The sequence below is a fragment of the [Enterobacter] lignolyticus SCF1 genome, assembly GCF_000164865.1.
GTDB lineage: Bacteria > Pseudomonadota > Gammaproteobacteria > Enterobacterales > Enterobacteriaceae > Enterobacter_B > Enterobacter_B lignolyticus.
In genome coordinates this window covers 3,816,525-3,835,572 of sequence record NC_014618.1, presented here as the reverse complement: position 1 = coordinate 3,835,572, position 19,048 = coordinate 3,816,525, and the positions used below count along the sequence as shown (strand labels likewise).

Annotated in this window: 18 protein-coding genes; 11 read left to right on the top strand and 7 right to left on the bottom strand. The window is 56.8% G+C overall.

What is annotated here, in order from left to right; translation table 11 throughout:
* Positions 1-15 precede the first annotated feature (15 nt).
* Entirely contained in the window at positions 16-1,434 is a 1,419-nt protein-coding gene (gene clcA, locus ENTCL_RS17875) for a H(+)/Cl(-) exchange transporter ClcA (protein WP_013367545.1), read from the top strand.
* An 81-nt stretch (positions 1,435-1,515) separates the two neighbouring features.
* Positions 1,516-1,860, top strand: coding sequence for an iron-sulfur cluster insertion protein ErpA (gene erpA / locus ENTCL_RS17870; RefSeq protein WP_013367544.1), 345 nt, complete (start codon positions 1,516-1,518; stop codon positions 1,858-1,860).
* A gap of 46 nt (positions 1,861-1,906) precedes the next feature.
* On the opposite strand, the gene ENTCL_RS17865 is transcribed toward erpA, so the two are convergent.
* The 3 genes from ENTCL_RS17865 to mtnN are packed head-to-tail and all read right to left on the bottom strand — an operon-like array spanning position 1,907 to position 4,036.
* Positions 1,907-2,530 (bottom strand): TRIC cation channel family protein, encoded by a 624-nt coding sequence (locus ENTCL_RS17865; protein WP_013367543.1) that lies wholly within the window; start codon positions 2,528-2,530, stop codon positions 1,907-1,909.
* A gap of 14 nt (positions 2,531-2,544) precedes the next feature.
* Positions 2,545-3,345 carry a vitamin B12 ABC transporter substrate-binding protein BtuF gene (gene btuF, locus ENTCL_RS17860; protein ID WP_013367542.1) on the bottom strand — a complete coding sequence of 267 codons (801 nt, stop codon included), beginning with the start codon at positions 3,343-3,345 and terminating at the stop codon, positions 2,545-2,547.
* The gene (gene mtnN / locus ENTCL_RS17855; RefSeq protein WP_013367541.1) at positions 3,338-4,036 is read right to left on the bottom strand and encodes a 5'-methylthioadenosine/S-adenosylhomocysteine nucleosidase; all 699 of its coding nucleotides are present in this window, start codon (positions 4,034-4,036) and stop codon (positions 3,338-3,340) included. The genes btuF and mtnN overlap by 8 nt, the downstream gene beginning before the upstream one ends.
* Before the next feature lie 74 nt (positions 4,037-4,110).
* Between mtnN and dgt the strand changes: the two genes are divergently transcribed.
* Together dgt and degP are read left to right on the top strand one after the other, a co-directional pair.
* On the top strand, positions 4,111-5,625 hold the full coding sequence (gene dgt / locus ENTCL_RS17850; protein WP_013367540.1) for a dGTPase: 1,515 nt from the start codon (positions 4,111-4,113) through the stop codon (positions 5,623-5,625).
* A gap of 133 nt (positions 5,626-5,758) precedes the next feature.
* Positions 5,759-7,195: a serine endoprotease DegP gene (degP, locus tag ENTCL_RS17845; protein ID WP_013367539.1), complete on the top strand. Its 1,437-nt coding sequence runs from the start codon at positions 5,759-5,761 to the stop codon at positions 7,193-7,195.
* Positions 7,196-7,238: 43 nt separating this feature from the next.
* Here degP and ENTCL_RS17840 read toward each other — a convergent pair whose 3' ends face one another.
* The 4 genes from ENTCL_RS17840 to map all read right to left on the bottom strand — a co-directional run bounded on the left by ENTCL_RS17840 (position 7,239) and on the right by map (position 12,213).
* Positions 7,239-7,628, bottom strand: coding sequence for a DUF3461 family protein (locus ENTCL_RS17840; protein WP_013367538.1), 390 nt, complete (start codon positions 7,626-7,628; stop codon positions 7,239-7,241).
* 109 nt (positions 7,629-7,737) lie between these two features.
* Positions 7,738-8,562 (bottom strand): 2,3,4,5-tetrahydropyridine-2,6-dicarboxylate N-succinyltransferase, encoded by an 825-nt coding sequence (gene dapD / locus ENTCL_RS17835; RefSeq protein ID WP_013367537.1) that lies wholly within the window; start codon positions 8,560-8,562, stop codon positions 7,738-7,740.
* Positions 8,563-8,594: 32 nt separating this feature from the next.
* Entirely contained in the window at positions 8,595-11,258 is a 2,664-nt protein-coding gene (gene glnD / locus ENTCL_RS17830; RefSeq protein ID WP_013367536.1) for a bifunctional uridylyltransferase/uridylyl-removing protein GlnD, read from the bottom strand.
* Positions 11,259-11,418: 160 nt separating this feature from the next.
* Complete coding sequence (gene map / locus ENTCL_RS17825) at positions 11,419-12,213, bottom strand: type I methionyl aminopeptidase (protein ID WP_013367535.1); 795 nt, start codon at positions 12,211-12,213, stop codon at positions 11,419-11,421.
* A gap of 378 nt (positions 12,214-12,591) precedes the next feature.
* Here map and rpsB point away from each other — a divergent pair, with 378 nt between their 5' ends.
* The 7 genes from rpsB to cdsA all read left to right on the top strand — a co-directional run bounded on the left by rpsB (position 12,592) and on the right by cdsA (position 19,040).
* On the top strand, positions 12,592-13,317 hold the full coding sequence (gene rpsB, locus ENTCL_RS17820; protein WP_013367534.1) for a 30S ribosomal protein S2: 726 nt from the start codon (positions 12,592-12,594) through the stop codon (positions 13,315-13,317).
* 122 nt (positions 13,318-13,439) lie between these two features.
* On the top strand, positions 13,440-14,291 hold the full coding sequence (gene tsf, locus ENTCL_RS17815; protein ID WP_013367533.1) for a translation elongation factor Ts: 852 nt from the start codon (positions 13,440-13,442) through the stop codon (positions 14,289-14,291).
* A gap of 148 nt (positions 14,292-14,439) precedes the next feature.
* Positions 14,440-15,165, top strand: a complete 726-nt coding sequence (pyrH, locus tag ENTCL_RS17810) for a UMP kinase (protein ID WP_013367532.1) — start codon at positions 14,440-14,442, stop codon at positions 15,163-15,165.
* Between the two features lie 163 nt (positions 15,166-15,328).
* Positions 15,329-15,886, top strand: a complete 558-nt coding sequence (gene frr / locus ENTCL_RS17805; RefSeq protein WP_013367531.1) for a ribosome recycling factor — start codon at positions 15,329-15,331, stop codon at positions 15,884-15,886.
* Between the two features lie 140 nt (positions 15,887-16,026).
* Positions 16,027-17,223 (top strand): 1-deoxy-D-xylulose-5-phosphate reductoisomerase, encoded by a 1,197-nt coding sequence (ispC, locus tag ENTCL_RS17800; RefSeq protein ID WP_013367530.1) that lies wholly within the window; start codon positions 16,027-16,029, stop codon positions 17,221-17,223.
* A gap of 188 nt (positions 17,224-17,411) precedes the next feature.
* Entirely contained in the window at positions 17,412-18,170 is a 759-nt protein-coding gene (ispU, locus tag ENTCL_RS17795; protein ID WP_013367529.1) for a (2E,6E)-farnesyl-diphosphate-specific ditrans,polycis-undecaprenyl-diphosphate synthase, read from the top strand.
* A 12-nt stretch (positions 18,171-18,182) separates the two neighbouring features.
* Complete coding sequence (cdsA, locus tag ENTCL_RS17790; RefSeq protein WP_013367528.1) at positions 18,183-19,040, top strand: phosphatidate cytidylyltransferase; 858 nt, start codon at positions 18,183-18,185, stop codon at positions 19,038-19,040.
* The last annotated feature ends 8 nt before the right edge of the window (positions 19,041-19,048 follow it).

Genomic DNA, 19,048 nt, shown 5'->3' with positions numbered 1-19,048 from the left:
ATAAATGATAATGGCATGAAAGCAGAATCTCCCTCTTTTGAATCACAGCAAATTCTCCGCTTGCGCCGCCGTCATGTGGTGCGCCAGCTTCTGAACCGCGATAAAACGCCGCTGGCGATTTTATTGATGGCCGCCGTCGTCGGTACGCTGGCCGGGCTGGCCGGGGTGGCGTTTGAAAAAGCGGTAAACTGGGTGCAAAACTGGCGCCTCGGTTCACTGGCGCACGTCGCTAACTATGACATTATCGTCTGGCCGCTGGCGTTTATTCTCTCCGCGCTACTGGCGATGGTCGGGTACTACCTGGTACGCCGTTTCGCGCCGGAAGCCGGGGGCTCGGGTATCCCCGAAATAGAAGGGGCGCTGGAAGAGTTGCGTCCGGTGCGCTGGTGGCGAGTGATTCCGGTGAAATTTATCGGCGGGATGGGCACCCTGGGCGCGGGGATGGTGCTGGGGCGGGAAGGCCCCACGGTACAGCTTGGCGGCAACATTGGCCGCATGGTGCTGGATCTGTTCCGCATGCGCAGCGCTGAGGCGCGCCATACGCTGCTGGCGACCGGCGCGGCGGCGGGGCTGTCTGCGGCGTTTAACGCGCCGTTGGCCGGGATACTGTTTATTATCGAAGAGATGCGCCCGCAGTTTCGCTACAACCTGATCTCCATCAAGGCGGTGTTTACCGGCGTGATTATGTCGAGCATCGTTTTTCGGGTGTTCAACGGCGAATCGGCGTTGATTGAGGTTGGGCAACTGGCGAATGCGCCGGTCAATACCCTGTGGTTGTATCTGATCCTTGGGATGATATTCGGCTGCTTTGGCCCGCTGTTCAATACCCTGGTGCTGCGTACCCAGGATTTGTTCCAGCGCATTCACGGCGGCGTAACCAAAAAATGGGTGCTGGTCGGTGGGTTGATTGGCGGCCTGTGCGGCGTGCTCGGGTTGATTCAGCCTACGGCAGCGGGAGGCGGCTTTAACCTGATCCCGATCGCCGCCGAGGGCAATTTCACTATCGGTCTGCTGCTGTTCATTTTCTTTTCCCGGGTGATTACCACCTTATTGTGCTTCTCTTCCGGGGCGCCTGGCGGTATTTTTGCGCCGATGCTGGCGCTTGGCACGCTGCTTGGCACCGCGTTCGGCATGGCGGCGGCAGCATGTTTTCCGGCATACCATTTAGAAGCGGGGACGTTTGCCATCGCCGGGATGGGAGCGCTGCTTGCCGCCTCGCTACGTGCGCCGTTGACCGGGATTATCCTGGTGCTGGAGATGGCGGATAACTATCAGCTCATTTTGCCAATGATTATTACCTGCCTCGGCGCCACGCTATTGGCGCAGTTTCTCGGCGGTAAGCCGCTCTATTCCACGATTCTGTCCCGTACGCTGGCGAAGCAGGAGGCCGAACAGGCACAGAAAGCCAAACAGGAAGCCGGGGAGAATACTTGAACGAAATAGTCGGGTATTAGATAATGGCACAAAAGATCGGGTTGTTCTTTAACCTGGTTGAAGAATCAACGGGAGTAAGAAATGAGTGATGACGTAGCGCTGCCGCTGCAGTTTACTGATGCCGCAGCCAATAAAGTAAAAAGCCTGATCGCGGATGAAGACAATCCGAACCTGAAACTGCGCGTGTATATCACCGGCGGTGGTTGCAGCGGTTTCCAGTACGGATTCACCTTCGACGACCAGATTAACGATGGCGACATGACTATCGAGAAACAGGGCGTCGGCCTGGTCGTTGACCCGATGAGCCTGCAGTATCTGGTGGGCGGCGCGGTTGACTATACCGAAGGTCTGGAAGGCTCGCGCTTTATCGTGACCAACCCGAACGCGAAAAGCACTTGCGGGTGTGGCTCTTCATTCAGCATTTAACGCTGACGTATAGATCCAAAAGCCGTGTCATCGACACGGCTTTTTGCTATCGACCATTATCATCCAGCGCGAACGTCGGCAGCTTCAGGTGCCAGCGGATGGCCGCAAGACGGATACCCAGCGTCACTATCATGCCGAGCATTGCGGCGTTTTCCAGCGGTATGCCGAAGGTATGGTGCGCGGTGGCGTGGACAATTCCGCCGATAATACAGGCGGTGGCATAGATTTCCGTTCGCAGGATCATCGGTACTTCACGGGCCAGCACGTCGCGGATAATCCCGCCGCCGACGCCGGTTATCACCCCCATGCAGATAGCCACCAGCGGGCCGCTACCAGCGATAAAGGCTTTGTTGACCCCAATCCCCACGAAGACCGCCAGTCCCACGGCGTCGAGCACTGGCAGCATCCACTTGGGTAAACGGCGGGGCTGGCGGACCAGCAAAATGGTCAACATGCTGGTGACCATCGCCACGACGAGATCGGTGGGGTCTTTGACCCAGAAAACCGGACCGTTGGCCAGCGCCATGTCGCGGATGGTGCCGCCGCCGACGGCGGTTACGACGCCCAGCACCAGTACGCCGAAAGGATCCATGCGGAGTTTTCCGGCCAGTAAGACGCCGGAGATAGCAAATACGGCTGTGCCAACAATATCCAGCCAATAGACAAGCATCGTTGCGTTTCCCGTTAGTTAACCTGCGCCAGCGCAGAACAGAGTTGTTTCGCGGCGAGGATAATACGCGGGGACGCGCGTTCAAACCAGTCAGTATTTAACACAATGACGGGAATAGTGAGCTGGTCGCCCCAAAACTGCTTAACATGGGCGACATCGTTGCTATCGCCAGCCGTGACGATCACCTGTGGATGGCGCGCCAGCACCTGCTCTCGGCTAATTTGCGGCCAGGGAACCCGGCTGTCGGCAAAAACGTTTTCTCCGCCGCACAGGCGCAAAACTTCGTTCTGAATCGAATCATTATTACTGGTAAAGAGCGGATTCGTACCGAACTGTAGAAAAACACGCTTTTTGTGCGTTTGCGCATAGCGAGTTTTCAGCGTTTCGTATTCCTGAAGCAGAGACCGGGCCGCCAGGCGCGCTTTTTGCGGCTCGGGGCTCCAGACGGCCAGTTGGCGCAGCATATCGGCAATTTGCTCAATACGGCTGGTGTCCACCCACAGGACCTTGATGCCCAGCGACGCCAGCTGGTTGACCTGCCGTTCGGCGTTGCCGCCGCGCCAGGCCAGCACCACGTCGGGTTTTAGCGCCACGATGCGTTCGAGGTTGATGCCCTGCCAGCTGGCGACCTGCTCAATGTGCGCCGCCTGCGGCGGGTAATCGGAAAAACTGCTGACGCCGACGGGCGTGATGCCAGCCGCGAAGGCCAGTTCGGTGTTGGCGGGGGAGAGTGTAATAACCCGCGGCGCGGCAAGCAGCCACGCCGGGAGCAGCAGCAACAGGGCGAGCGCGCCCCGCAGTCGCCGGTTACGCATGCGCCAGTTTCTGCACCAGCGTTTCAACCATCAGGCTGGACTGCTTCGCGGCGACGGCGAGGAACTCGTCGAAGCTCAGGTGCGACTGCTGGTCAGCGACGTCAGAGATGGCGCGAACCACCACGAACGGCACGCCGAAGTTGTGGCAGACGTGAGCGATGGCGGTGGCTTCCATTTCTACGGCAATCGCCTGCGGGAAGTTGTGGCGAATTTTCGCCAGCCCAACGGAGCCATTGATAAACGCATCGCCGCTGACGATAAGCCCGCGCACCGCGTTCAGCTTCAGCGCCTTGATGCAGTTCTCGGCGGCGTCAACCAGCCTGGCGTCGGCGGCGAAACCGGCCGGACAGCCCGGAAGCTGGCCATACTCGTAGCCAAAGGCGGTAACGTCGGCGTCGTGGTAGCGCGCTTCATCGGAAACCACGATGTCGCCTACCTTCAGCTCTGCCGCCAGCCCGCCCGCGGAACCGGTGTTGATGATAACATCCGGCTTGCAGCGTTCGATAAGCAGGGCGGCGCCCATCGCGGCAGCGACTTTGCCGATCCCTGATTTCAGCAGCGCAACGTCAGCGCCGTTCAGCTGGCCGGTGTAAATTTCGCTACCGCCGATGGTGATGGTCTGGCGGTTGTCAATTTTGTCACGCAGCAGCGTCACTTCTTCTTCCATTGCACCAATAATGCCGATTTTCATAGATTTACTCGCGATATGTTAGCTTTAGAGGCATAGTCTATCATGGGACAAGCAATTGCGGACCGGGAGTGGCGATGGCAAAGATCGATTTTCGCAGCAAGATAAACTGGCGCCGACGTTTCCGCTCGCCGCAAAGCGCGGCGACCGAGCATGAGATCCTGCGCATCTTTGAAAGCGATCGCGGGCGAATTATCAATTCTCCGGCGATTCGCCGCCTGCAGCAAAAAACCCAGGTCTTTCCGCTGGAGCGCAATGCGGCGGTCCGCACGCGCTTAACCCACTCGATGGAAGTACAGCAGGTTGGCCGCTATATTGCCAAAGAAGTGTTAAGCCGCCTTAAGCAGCGAAAGCTGCTGGAAAGCTACGGTCTGGATGAGCTCGCCGGTCCTTTTGAAAGTATCGTCGAGATGGCCTGCCTGATGCATGACATCGGCAATCCGCCGTTTGGCCATTTTGGCGAGGCGGCGATTAACGACTGGTTTCGCCAGCGGTTGTGGCCTGCCGACGCCGCCAGCCAGCCGCTGTCCGACGACCGCTGCGTCGAGGGCGCGCTGCGCCTGCGCGAAGGGGAGGAGTCCCTGAACGAGCTGCGGCGCAAGATACGCCAGGACGTCTGCCATTTTGAAGGCAATGCGCAGGGGATCCGCCTGGTGCATACCCTGATGCGCATGAATCTGACCTGGGCGCAGGTGGGCTGTATTCTGAAATATACCCGCCCGGCCTGGTGGCGAGGAGAGACGCCCGCCACCCACAGCTATTTAATGAAAAAGCCTGGCTATTATTTCGCCGAAGAGGCCTATATTGACAGGTTACGTAAAGAACTCGATTTGGCGCCTTACAATCGTTTTCCCTTAACCTGGATTATGGAAGCGGCGGACGATATTTCTTATTGCGTGGCCGACCTGGAAGATGCCGTTGAAAAACGGATATTCAGCATCGAGCAGCTGTATCAGCATTTGTATGACGCCTGGGGCCAGCACCAAAAAGGGTCGCTGTTTTCTCAGGTGGTCGAAAATGCCTGGGAGAAATCACGCTCCAATTCCCTGAAGCACAGCGCGGAAGATCAGTTCTTTATGTATTTGCGGGTTAATACGCTGAATAAACTGGTGCCCTACGCCGCGCAGCGCTTTATTGATAACCTGCCGCAGGTGTTTGCCGGCGATTTCAACCATGCGCTGCTGGAGGATGACAGCGACTGCAGCCAGCTGCTTGAATTATATAAGAGCGTGGCGGTAAAGCACGTATTCAGCCATCCGGACGTGGAGCAGCTGGAATTACAGGGATATCGCGTTATCAGCGGCTTACTGGATATTTATCAGCCGCTGCTCAAGCTATCGCTGCGTGATTTCAGCGAGCTGGTGGAAAAAGACCGGCTGCGCCATCTGCCGATTGAAAGCCGTCTTTTCCACAAACTCTCTACCCGTCACCGGCTGGCCTATGTTGAGGCGGTAAATAAGCTGGAAAGGCACGCGGCCGAATTTCCGATAATGGAATACTATTACCGCTGTCGATTGATTCAGGATTATATCAGCGGAATGACCGACCTCTACGCATGGGATGAATATCGTCGGCTGATGGCGGTGGAATAAGCCAAAAGTTTTGTAAAGACGGACAATAAATTTTTACTTTACCAGAAACTTAACTCCGGAACTTCGCGCTATAAAATGAATCTGAAGTCTCGTACACAGCAACTTTGCGTTATCTGAATTGAGATTGAGAGAGATGAAAAAAACCACGTTAGCAATGAGTGCACTGGCTCTGAGTTTAGGTCTGGCCTTATCTCCGCTGTCGGCGACAGCGGGCGAAACCTCGTCGTCGGCCGCGACGGCCCAGCAGATGCCAAGCCTGGCGCCAATGCTGGAAAAAGTCATGCCTTCCGTTGTGAGCATTAACGTGGAAGGCAGTACGACGGTCAATACGCCGCGCATGCCGCGTAACTTCCAGCAGTTCTTTGGCGATAACTCGCCGTTCTGCCAGGACGGTTCCCCGTTCCAGGGCTCGCCGTTCTGTCAGGGGGGCCCTGGCGGCGGTAACGGCGGCGGCGGTAGCCAGCAGGAGAAATTCATGGCGCTGGGCTCCGGCGTTATCATTGATGCAGCGAAAGGCTATGTCGTTACCAACAACCACGTTGTCGATAACGCCACCTCGATTAAGGTGCAGCTGAGCGACGGCCGTAAGTTTGATGCGAAGGTCGTGGGTAAAGATCCGCGCTCCGATATCGCGCTGATTCAGATTCAGGATCCGAAAAACCTGACGGCGATTAAGATTGCCGATTCCGACACGCTGCGCGTCGGCGACTACACCGTGGCCATCGGCAACCCGTTCGGCCTTGGCGAGACGGTGACCTCCGGGATCGTCTCCGCGCTGGGACGTAGCGGGCTGAACGTAGAAAACTACGAGAACTTTATCCAGACCGATGCGGCGATTAACCGCGGCAACTCCGGCGGCGCGCTGGTGAACCTCAACGGCGAGCTCATCGGGATTAACACCGCGATTCTGGCGCCGGACGGCGGCAACATCGGTATCGGTTTTGCTATCCCGAGCAATATGGTGAAAAACCTGACCGAGCAGATGGTGAAATACGGTCAGGTGAAACGCGGCGAGCTGGGCATCATGGGGACAGAACTGAGCTCTGACCTGGCGAAAGCGATGAAGGTGGACGCGCAGCGCGGGGCGTTTGTCAGCCAGGTGATGCCGAATTCGTCAGCGGCGAAAGCCGGGATCAAAGCCGGGGATGTGATTACCTCCCTGAACGGCAAACCGATCAGCAGCTTCGCCGCCCTGCGTGCGCAGGTAGGCACGATGCCGGTCGGCAGCAAAGTTGAGCTGGGCCTGCTGCGCGACGGCAAGCCGGTGACCGTCACGCTGGAGCTGCAGCAGAGCAGCCAGACTCAGGTTGACTCCAGCAGCATCTTCAGCGGTATCGAAGGGGCGGAAATGAGCAACAAGGGCGCAGACAAAGGCGTAATGGTCAGCAGCGTGAAGGCGGGTTCTCCGGCGGCGCAAATTGGCCTGAAGAAAGGGGATGTGATCATGGGCGCTAACCAGCAGCCGGTGAAAAACATTGCCGATCTGCGCAAAATCCTCGACAGCAAACCGTCCGTTCTGGCGCTGAATATCCAGCGCGGCGACAGCAGCCTGTATCTGCTGATGCAGTAAGCGGAAATAAGCCCTCCTCCTGCAGGAGGAGGGCTTAACGTCGTTATTTATTACGCGTCAGTTTTTCCAGATCGGACTCGATTTCGGTGATCTTGTTGGCGACAACGCTTTCAAGATGGCGCAGATCGTCGAGGATCTTACGCTTCAGATCGACTTCAGTGCGGTCGCGCTGGCAGATCTGATCCAGCTCATCGATCACATAGCGCAGGTTAGGACTGATCTCCTGCACCTCTTTGTACCCCTGACCGACGCCGTCGGCGACCACGGTTTTACGCTGGCGCGGATACTTGAACTTCACGCTCTTGGCGAAAAATTCGCCCTTATCCTTATGAAAATAGATTTTCAGGATATCGTTGTTGGCTTCCTGCCGGAGGCTGTAACGATCGATTTCATCAGGATTGGTAATGCCCAGGCTTTTCAGATTATCGTACATAGCGGTATCCTTGATCTAAACATAACCTTTGAATAATTAACGAAAAAATCTACTTTCGCCAGCCGAAGATGTAAAAAAAGCGGGGTAGCCCCCGCTTTTTTAAACTGCCTTAATCAATGGTGCGTAACAGCTCATTGATACCCACTTTGCCGCGGGTTTTGGCATCGACTTTCTTCACGATAACCGCACAGTACAGGCTGTACTTCCCGTCCTTCGACGGCAGGTTACCGGATACGACCACGGAGCCCGCCGGCACGCGGCCGTAGTGAACTTCGCCGGTTTCGCGATCGTAGATTTTCGTGCTCTGGCCGATATAAACGCCCATGGAGATAACTGAGCCTTCTTCGACGATAACGCCTTCCACTACTTCAGAACGCGCGCCGATAAAGCAGTTGTCTTCGATAATGGTCGGGTTCGCCTGCAGCGGCTCCAGTACGCCGCCGATGCCCACGCCGCCGGACAGGTGGACGTTTTTACCGATCTGCGCGCAGGAGCCTACGGTCGCCCAGGTGTCGACCATGGTGCCTTCATCGACATACGCGCCGATGTTGACATAGGACGGCATCAGCACGGTATTGCGGGCGATGAACGCGCCCTGGCGTACGGCGGCAGGCGGCACCACGCGGAAACCTTCCTTCTGGAAGCGCGCTTCGTCGTAGTTGGCGAATTTCATCGGCACTTTATCGAAATAGCGGCTTTCCGCTCCGTCGATAACCTGGTTATCGTTAATACGGAAGGAGAGCAGCACCGCTTTCTTCAGCCATTGATGCGTGACCCACTGGCCATCGATTTTTTCTGCGACACGCAGCGCGCCGGAATCAAGCAGGGCGATAACCTGCTCAACGGCGGCACGGGTAACGGTGTCGGCATTCGCTGGAGTAATGTCGGCGCGGCGCTCAAACGCGGACTCAATAACGTTCTGTAACTGCTGCATTGTTTCTCTTTCCATCTCGTAAATAAAAAACGTTACCCTTTATCGTTTGGATTGAGGGCTGCTGTCAACCGCTGTTGTACTTCTTGTTGCAGTACATTATTAAGGGCACGCCGGTCAGCCGTCGCGATTATAAATAAATCTTCTACTCGTTCACCAATTGTCGTAATTCTCGCCCCGTGGAGCGAAATGCCGAGGTCGGCGAACACCTGCCCGACGCGGGCCAGCAGTCCTGGCTGATCGAGGGCGATAAGCTCAAGGAAGGATTTTCTGTCGGTATGGGTCGGCAGAAAAGTCACCTCCGTATCGACGGTGAAATGCCGCAGCTTGGCCGGCTGGCGACGCGGAGCCGGCGGCTGCCAGGTGGTCTGGGTGATCGCCTGCTCAAGCCCGCGGCGGATGGCCTCGTGGCGATCGCCGGACAGCGGGCTGCCGTCAGGCTCCAGCACGATAAACGTATCCATCGCCATGTCGTCGCGGGTGGTAAAGATCTGTGCGTCATGGACGCTCAGATTGCGCCTGTCGAGCTCAGCGCAGACGGCGGCGAACAGGTAGGGGCGGTCGGGGCTCCAGATAAAGATCTCCGTTCCCCCGCGCGTCGCCTGCGGGCTCAGCAGGATCAGCGGCTTGCTGAGATCGTGGCGCAGAAGATGCCGCGCATGCCAGGCCAGCTGGTTCGGCGTGTGGCGCACAAAGTAGTTGGCCCGGCAGCGGGCCCAAATCTGGTGCAGCGCCTCTTCGTTAATGTTGTCCATCCGCAGCAGCGCCAGCGCCTGTAGCTGGTGATGGCGCACGCGTTCGCGCATGTCCGGCATGCTTTGCACGCCGCGGCGCAGCTGTTTTTCGGTCGCGAAGTAGAGTTCGCGCAGCAGGCTTTGCTTCCAGCTGTTCCACAGCGTTTCGTTGGTGGCGCAGATATCCGCCACCGTCAGGCAGACGAGATAGCGCAGACGGTTTTCCGTTTGCACCTCTTCGGCGAACTGCTTAATGACCTCCGGGTCCTGAATATCGCGGCGCTGGGCGGTGACCGACATTAACAGATGATGACGCACCAGCCAGGCGACCAGCTGCGTCTCCCGGGAGTTAAGCCCGTGGAGCTCAGCGAAGGTCAGAATGTCCTGGGCGCCGAGGATCGAATGGTCGCCGCCGCGCCCTTTGGCGATATCGTGAAACAGGGCGGCTATCAGGATAAGCTCCGGGTGGTTGAGCCGCGGCCACAGCTCGACGCACAGCGGATGGCGCGCACGGGTTTCCTCTTTGGCGAAGCTCTCCAGCTTCAGCAGAACGCGAATGGTGTGCTCATCAACGGTATAGGCGTGAAACAGGTCGAACTGCATCTGCCCGACGATATGCGTCCATTGCGGCATATAGGCCCACAGAACGCTGTGGCGGTGCATCGGCAGCAGCCCGCGGCTCACCGCGCCCGGGTGGCGCAGCATGCTGAGAAACAGCGAGCGGGCCTCGGGGATATAGCACAGCGGCTGCGTCAGGTGACGTCGGGCGTGGCGCAGATGGCGCAGGGTGGTGGAGTAGATGCCGGTAATGCTGCTGTTTCGCACCATGGTGTAGAACATGCGCAGAATCGCCTGCGGCTCGCGCATGAACAGCGTATCGTCGCGCAGGTCAATCAGCGTGCCGCGCAGCTGAAAATCATCGTCAAGCGGGCGCGGCTTTTCGTCGGCGGTCAGCGCGAGGATCGCTTCATCGAAAAGCTGGAGCAGCATCTGGTTAAGCTCGCCGACCCGGCGGGTGACGCGAAAGAAGTCCTTCATCATATGCTCAACCGGTTCGTTGCCTTCGCCGCTGTAGTTCAGGCGTTGGGCGACGCTCAGCTGTCGGTCGAACAGCAGGCGGTTGTCGTAGCGGTTGAGCTCCAGGTGCAGGGCGAAGCGGATGCGCCACAGCAGGTGCAGGCATTCGTTGAGCTCAGTGCGTTCCGCTTCGGTCAAAAAGCCGAAGCCCACCATCTCGTCAAGCGACGTGGCGCCGAAGTGGCGGCGGGCGACCCACTGCAGGGTGTGGATGTCGCGCAGGCCGCCGGGGCTGCTCTTGACGTCCGGTTCGAGGTTATAGCTGGTGCCGTGATAGCGCTGGTGGCGCTCGTTTTGCTCTTCGATTTTTGCGGCGAAAAACTTCTCCGACGGCCAGAAACCATCGCTAAAAATATGCTTTTGCAGCTCCAGGAACAGGGCGACGTCGCCGATCAGCAGGCGCGACTCAATCAGGTTGGTGGCGACGGTGAGGTCGGATAATCCTTCCAGCAGGCACTCTTCCAGCGTTCTGACGCTATGCCCGACCTCAAGCTTAACGTCCCACAGCAGGGTGAGCAGCTCGCCGATTTTTTGCGCCTGCTCATCGGGCAGCTTTTTGCGGCTGAGGATCAGCAGGTCGATATCCGACAGCGGGTGCAGCTCGCCGCGGCCATAGCCGCCTACGGCGACCAGCGCCGCATCGCTGACCTCGCCAAAACCGTAATGCACCCACAGGCGCTGCAGCAGCTGGTCGATAAACTCCGTACGGGCGTCCATCAGCTGCTCGGCGGAGATACCGCGGTCAAAGGCGTCGCCCAGCCAGCGCTGGAAAGCGTCAAGGCGCGCCTTAATGCTTGAGCAGGCCAGCTCCGTCGCAGGCCAGACGACCGGCGTTTCCGGCTGGCCGTCGAGTGTGGGAAGTGCTGTGTCAGGTAAAGAATTACGCATCGCGCCACCCATCAGTAAAAACGATTACCCATAAAGGGGGACGGGCAGGACGCCCGTCATAAAAAATCGCCGGGAGCGATTTTTAACGTCGCTTGCGGCGGCCCAAAGGGGGACGGGCAGGACGCCCGTCATAAAAAAAACCGGCTTGCGCCGGCTTTTATCATTCGTTGTGCGAGATTATCGCCGGGATGGTGTCATCCGTTCGTAGCGTCAGAATTTCGCAGCCGTTGTCCGTTACCACAATAGTATGCTCATACTGCGCAGACAAGCTCCGGTCTTTGGTTTTCACGGTCCAGCCGTCTTTCATGGTGCGGATGCGGTAGTCGCCCGCGTTGACCATCGGCTCGACGGTGAACGTCATGCCCGGCTGCAGAACCACACCGCCGTCATCGGCGTCATAGTGCAGCACCTGCGGCTCTTCGTGGAAACCGCGGCCGATGCCGTGGCCGCAGTATTCGCGCACGACGGAGAAACCTTCCGCTTCGGCATATTTCTGGATAGCCGCGCCGAGGGTGCGCAGGCGGATGCCCGGCTTCACCATTTTCAGCGCCAGGTAAAGGCTTTCCTGGGTGACGCGGCACAGGCGCTCGCCGAGGATGGTCGGCTTGCCGACGATAAACATTTTCGACGTATCCCCGTGATACTCGTCCTTAATGACGGTCACGTCGATGTTGACGATATCGCCGTCCTTCAGCAGCTTCTCATCATCAGGAATACCGTGGCACACGACTTCGTTAATCGAGATGCACACGGATTTCGGAAAGCCGTGATAGCCGAGGCAGGCGGAGATCGCGTGCTGTTCGTTGACGATGTAGTCGTTGCACAGGCGATCGAGTTCGCCGGTGCTGACGCCCGGCTGAACATGGGGAGCGATCATTTCCAGCACGTCGGCGGCAAGTCTGCCCGCCACGCGCATTTTTTCGATTTCTTCTGGTGTCTTAATTGAGATAGCCATGAATTCTGTCCATCAGCGCCGTTTTATTCGGCAATTTGAGTCTAAGTGGTGCCATGGTATCAGTCTGGCGCGCTTCCTGCCAAATTGAGAATCATTCTGAACTTCGCCTTTCGTGCCACGCAGGCGTTTTTGTCACAAGAAATTCACGCTCCGAAACCGCTCACATCGCCAACAATTATTGGTGTCCGGCGGCAATTTGTGGTATAAAGCGCGCCGAACTTCTCTTCCGTTTCATATACACAGTGCGGTAGCGAAGCGACAAATCTCACTTTGTGTAACAACACACACGTATCGGCACATATTCCGGGGTGCCCTTTGGGGTCGGTAATATGGGATACGTGGAGGCATAACCCCAACTTTTATATAGAGGTTTTAAACATGGCAACTGTTTCCATGCGCGACATGCTCAAGGCTGGTGTTCACTTCGGTCACCAGACCCGTTACTGGAACCCGAAAATGAAGCCGTTCATCTTCGGTGCGCGTAACAAAGTTCACATCATCAACCTTGAGAAAACCGTACCGATGTTCAACGAAGCTCTGGCTGAGCTGAACAAAATCTCTTCCCGTAAAGGTAAGATCCTGTTCGTTGGTACCAAGCGCGCTGCAAGCGAAGCGGTAAAAGACGCTGCTCTGAGCTGCGACCAGTTCTTCGTGAACCATCGCTGGCTGGGCGGTATGCTGACTAACTGGAAAACCGTTCGTCAGTCCATCAAGCGTCTGAAAGACCTGGAAACTCAGTCTCAGGACGGTACTTTCGACAAGCTGACCAAGAAAGAAGCGCTGATGCGCACTCGTGAGCTGGACAAGCTGGAAAACAGCCTGGGCGGTATCAAAGATATGGGCGGTCTGCCGGACGCTCTGTTCGTTATCGACGCTGACCACGAGCACATCGCAATCAAAGAAGCAAACAACCTGGGTATTCCGGTATTTGCTATCGTTGATACTAACTCCGATCCGGACGGCGTAGACTTCGTTATCCCGGGTAACGACGACGCAATCCGCGCTGTTAGCCTGTACCTGGGCGCTGTTGCTACTACCGTACGTGAAGGCCGTTCTCAGGATCTGGCTTCTCAGGCGGAAGAAAGCTTCGTAGAAGCTGAATAATAAGGTTTAAGCCCTTATTAGTACCGTGTATGGATAGGGGCCAATTATAGGCCCCTTTTTCACTTTTAAACCTGTTTGGTTCCTGGAACCGGGCAGGTCATATCTCTCCCGAGGATTTAAGAATGGCTGAAATTACCGCATCCCTGGTAAAAGAGCTGCGTGAACGTACTGGCGCAGGCATGATGGATTGCAAAAAAGCGCTGACTGAAGCTAACGGCGACATCGAGCTGGCAATCGAAAACATGCGTAAATCCGGCGCAATCAAAGCGGCGAAAAAAGCAGGCAACGTTGCAGCTGACGGCGTGATCATCACTAAAATCGACGGCACCTACGGCATCATTCTGGAAGTTAACTGCCAGACTGACTTCGTTGCGAAAGATGGCGGTTTCCAGGCATTTGCTAACAAAGTACTGGACGCAGCTGTTGCCGGTAAAATCACCGACGTTGAAGTTCTGAAAGCGCAGTTCGAAGAAGAGCGCGTTGCCCTGGTTGCTAAAATCGGCGAGAACATCAACATCCGTCGCGTAGCGTCCCTGGAAGGCGACGTTCTGGGCTCTTACCAGCACGGCGCGCGTATCGGCGTTCTGGTTGCGGCTAAAGGCGCTGACGACGAGCTGGTTAAACAGCTGGCAATGCACGTTGCTGCAAGCAAGCCGGAATTCGTTAAGCCGGAAGACGTGTCTGCTGAAGTGGTAGAAAAAGAGTACCAGGTACAGCTGGACATCGCCATGCAGTCCGGTAAGCCGAAAGAAATCGCAGAGAAAATGGTTGAAGGCCGCATGAAGAAATTCACCGGCGAAGTTTCTCTGACCGGCCAGCCGTTCGTTATGGATCCGAGCAAATCCGTTGGCCAGCTGCTGAAAGAGCACAACGCTGACGTGACTGGCTTCATCCGCTTCGAAGTGGGTGAGGGCATTGAGAAAGTTGAGACTGACTTCGCAGCAGAAGTTGCTGCAATGTCCAAGCAGTCTTAATTTTTCAGAAAGAGCCGCCTGAGGGCGGCTTCTTTTTGGACCCATCATGTGGAAATCAGCCGGGCGCTTATCGGCCTGCGCTGAATGGCGACTTACCCAATCGCCGGTTTTAACTCATCTCAAACGTTGACAGTCCCAGGAAAGAAATATGGCTACCAATGCAAAACCCGTCTACAAACGCATTCTGCTTAAGCTGAGCGGCGAAGCGCTGCAGGGAACTGAAGGCTTCGGTATCGATGCAAGCATTCTTGACCGTATGGCGCAGGAAATTAAAGAGCTGGTTGAACTGGGTATCCAGGTCGGCGTAGTGATTGGCGGTGGTAACCTTTTCCGTGGAGCGGGCCTGGCAAAAGCGGGGATGAACCGCGTTGTGGGCGACCACATGGGCATGCTGGCAACCGTCATGAATGGTCTGGCTATGCGTGACTCTCTGCATCGCGCCTATGTGAACGCCCGCCTGATGTCCGCGATTCCGCTGAACGGCGTGTGCGACAACTACAGCTGGGCAGAGGCTATCAGCCTGCTGCGTAATAACCGCGTGGTGATCCTCTCCGCCGGTACCGGCAATCCATTCTTTACCACCGACTCCGCCGCCTGCCTGCGCGGAATCGAAATCGAAGCTGACGTGGTGCTGAAAGCGACAAAAGTGGACGGCGTGTTTACCGCTGACCCGGCGAAAGATCCGTCGGCGACCATGTATGAACAGCTGACCTACAATGAAGTTCTGGATAAAGAGCTGAAAGTGATGGATCTGGCCGCGTTTACGCTGGCCCGTGACCACAAATTGCCGATTCGTGTCTTCAACATGAACAAGCCTGGCGCGCTGCGCCGCGTGGTCATGGGTGAAAAAGAAGGCACATTGATTACGGAATAATTTCCGTCAGGCGCAAATACAGGTAAGATTCCGTTTTATTTTGGCGTTTCTTGCAAGGCCGCCGTTTACGGCGCCATGAATTTAACGGGCTATACTTAGCACACTCGCGTTTGCCGCGAGGCGGGTATGGTCAGTCTGAGACAAGATTTCAAGGATTCGTAACGTGATTAGCGATATCAGAAAAGATGCTGAAGTGCGCATGGAAAAATGCGTCGAAGCGTTCAAAACCCAAATCAGCAAAGTGCGCACTGGCCGTGCGTCCCCAAGCCTGCTGGACGGCATCGTGGTGGAATACTACGGTACGCCGACGCCGCTGCGTCAGTTAGCCAGCGTCACCGTGGAAGACTCCCGCACGCTGAAAATCAACGTGTTCGATCGCTCCATGAGCCCGGCGGTTGAGAAGGCCATCATGGCATCCGACCTGGGTCTGAACCCAAGCTCTGCAGGCACTGACATCCGCGTGCCGCTGCCGCCGCTGACCGAAGAACGTCGTAAAGATCTGACCAAGATCGTGCGCGGCGAAGCCGAGCAGGCGCGCGTTGCCGTGCGTAACGTCCGTCGCGACGCGAACGACAAAGTGAAAGCGCTGCTGAAAGAAAAAGAGATCAGCGAAGACGACGATCGCCGTTCTCAGGATGACGTGCAGAAAATGACTGACGCGGCCATCAAGAAAGTCGATGCGGCGCTGGCCGACAAAGAAGCAGAACTGATGCAGTTCTGATATGGACTGAATACACGCGAGATTCGGGCGGCAATGACGCGGCCTGAAGCGGCGTGTATTCCCTGAAACGCCGTACAGAAGGCCAGTGATGGCTTTGCTGGCGGCGTTTTGCTTTTTAGCTTTCTATTTGCGGGTCTGTCATGAAGCAATTAACCGTTCTCGGCTCAACCGGCTCCATCGGGTGCAGTACGCTGGATGTCGTGCGTCACAATCCTGAACACTACGCTGTCTTCGCGCTGGTGGCGGGAAAAAACGTTTCCCGAATGATTGAGCAGTGCCTGGCGTTTTCCCCTCGCTTCGCGGTAATGGACGACGCGGCGAGCGCGGCGGCGTTGAAGACGGCGCTGCAGCAGCATGGTTGCCGTACCGAGGTGATGAGCGGTCAGCAGGCGGCCTGCGAGGTGGCGGCTGCCGGTGAAGTGGATCAGGTGATGGCCGCCATTGTCGGCGCGGCTGGGCTGGTGCCGACGCTTGCCGCCATTCATGCCGGCAAGACGGTATTACTGGCGAATAAAGAGTCGCTGGTGACCTGCGGGCGTCTGTTCATGGAGGCGGTGAAGCAAAGCGGGGCGCAGCTGCTGCCGGTGGACAGCGAACATAACGCCATTTTTCAGAGTTTACCGCAAACTTTTCAGCATAATCTGGGATTCGCTGACCTGGAGCAGAACGGCGTATCGTCGATTTTGCTGACCGGGTCTGGCGGCCCGTTCCGCGAAACGCCGCTGTCTGAACTTCGCGCAATGACGCCCGATCAGGCCTGTCGGCATCCGAACTGGTCGATGGGGCGCAAAATCTCCGTCGATTCTGCCACGATGATGAACAAGGGGCTGGAATACATTGAGGCCCGCTGGCTGTTTAACGCCTCGGCCGCGCAGATGGAGGTGATTATCCATCCGCAGTCGGTTATTCACTCCATGGTGCGCTATCGCGACGGCAGCGTTCTGGCGCAGCTCGGCGAGCCGGATATGCGTACGCCTATTGCCCACGCGATGGCGTGGCCTCACCGCGTGGCGTCGGGCGTGAAGCCGCTTGATTTCTGCTCGCTCAGCGCGCTGACCTTCTCCGCGCCGGACTATCAGCGCTATCCCTGCCTGAAGCTGGCGATGGACGCGTTCGACCAGGGGCAGGCGGCCACCACCGCGCTGAATGCGGCGAATGAGGTGAGCGTAGCGGCCTTTTTGGCCGACAGCATTCGCTTTACCGAGATTGCCGAGATAAACCAGGCGGTGCTCGAGTCGCTGGACGTACGCGAACCCCAGAGCATTGATGAGGTGATTGACGTGGATGCCCGGGCGAGAAACGCCGCGCGCCAGCAGGTCGCACATTTCGTAAGCTGATGATTGTCCCGTCGCAAAATGCCGTGGCATTTGTGGGGCGTGGGCTTCAGTGTTATAGTCTGCGCCACCCGTTTGCGCTGTAACCTGTTGGCGAAAATGGGTGAGCCGTGGACTAACACGGCTTTTTTGTGCAAAAGCAGCGGTATTTCTGGTACCGCAAATTCCTGGTGATGGACTAAAAACGCGTTATGTTGTCTGCTAATCAACCAATCAGCGAAAATTTGCCTGCTCATGGCTGTCGTCACGTAGCCATTATTATGGATGGCAATGGCCGCTGGGCGAAAAGACAAGGGAAGATCCGCGCCTTTGGACATAAGGCCGGCGCTAAATCCGTACGCCGGGCCGTCTCGTTTGCGGCGAATAACGGCATCAGCGCCCTGACGCTTTACGCATTTAGCAGTGAAAACTGGAACCGGCCGGAGCAGGAAGTCAGTGCGCTGATGGAGTTGTTCGTGTGGGCGCTCGATAGCGAAGTAAAAAGCCTGCACCGACACAACGTCCGTCTGCGTATCATTGGCGATACCAGCCGCTTCAATGCCCGTATACAAGAACGAATTCGCAAATCTGAAGCGTTGACCCAGAATAATACCGGGTTAACGCTCAATATTGCGGCGAATTATGGCGGGCGTTGGGATATTATTCAGGGTGTTCAGCAGTTGGCTGAACAGGTTCAGAAAGGGGAGCTTAGCCCCAATCAAATTACTGAAGATTTGCTGAGCCAGCAAATCTGTATGCATGAACTGGCGCCCGTTGATTTAGTTATTAGGACAGGGGGAGAGCACCGAATCAGTAATTTTTTGCTGTGGCAAATTGCCTATGCCGAACTTTACTTTACGGATGTTCTCTGGCCCGATTTCGATGAACAAGACTTTGAAGGTGCGCTGCATGCCTTTGCCAATCGAGAGCGTCGTTTCGGCGGCACCGAGCCAGGTGGCGAAAATGCCTGATGGGGGTAGCTTTTGCTGAAGTATCGCCTGATTTCTGCTTTCGTTTTAATACCCGTGGTTATTGCCGCGCTTTTTCTGCTGCCGCCGGGCGGCTTTGCGATTGTCACGCTCGTCGTGTGTATGCTGGCCGCGTGGGAGTGGGGACAGCTAAGCGGGTTTACCTCACGCTCGCAGCGGATATGGCTGGCGGTGCTGTTTGGCCTGCTGCTGGCCGTGATGCTTCTTTTACTGCCGGAATATCACCATAGCGTCAATCAGCCGATAGTGGAGATTGCCCTGTGGGCGTCGCTGGGCTGGTGGATAGCCGCGCTGCTGCTGGTGCTGTTTTATCCCGGCTCCGCGTCATTCTGGCGTCATTCCAGAACGCTACGGTTGATATTTGGCCTGCTGACGATTGTTCCCTTTTTTTGGGGGATGTTGGCGCTGCGCGCCTGGCATTATGATGTCAACCATTACAGCGGATCGCTGTGGCTGCTGTACGTCATGATTCTGGTATGGGGCGCGGATTCCGGCGCGTACATGTTTGGTAAGCTTTTCGGTAAGCACAAGCTGGCGCCGAAAGTGTCGCCGGGCAAAACCTGGCAGGGCTTTATCGGCGGGCTGGCTACCGCGGCGGTGATCTCCTGGGCATACGGCCTGTGGGCCAATCTGGAGGTGACGCCGTCGGTTCTGCTAATCTGTTCCGTGGTCGCCGCGCTGGCGTCCGTGCTGGGCGATTTGACTGAAAGTATGTTTAAGCGAGAAGCGGGCATCAAAGACAGCGGTCATTTGATCCCTGGACACGGCGGTATTCTGGATCGTATTGACAGCCTGACGGCGGCGGTACCGGTCTTCGCGTGCCTGTTACTTTTAGTCTTCAGGACGATTTGACGGAAGGT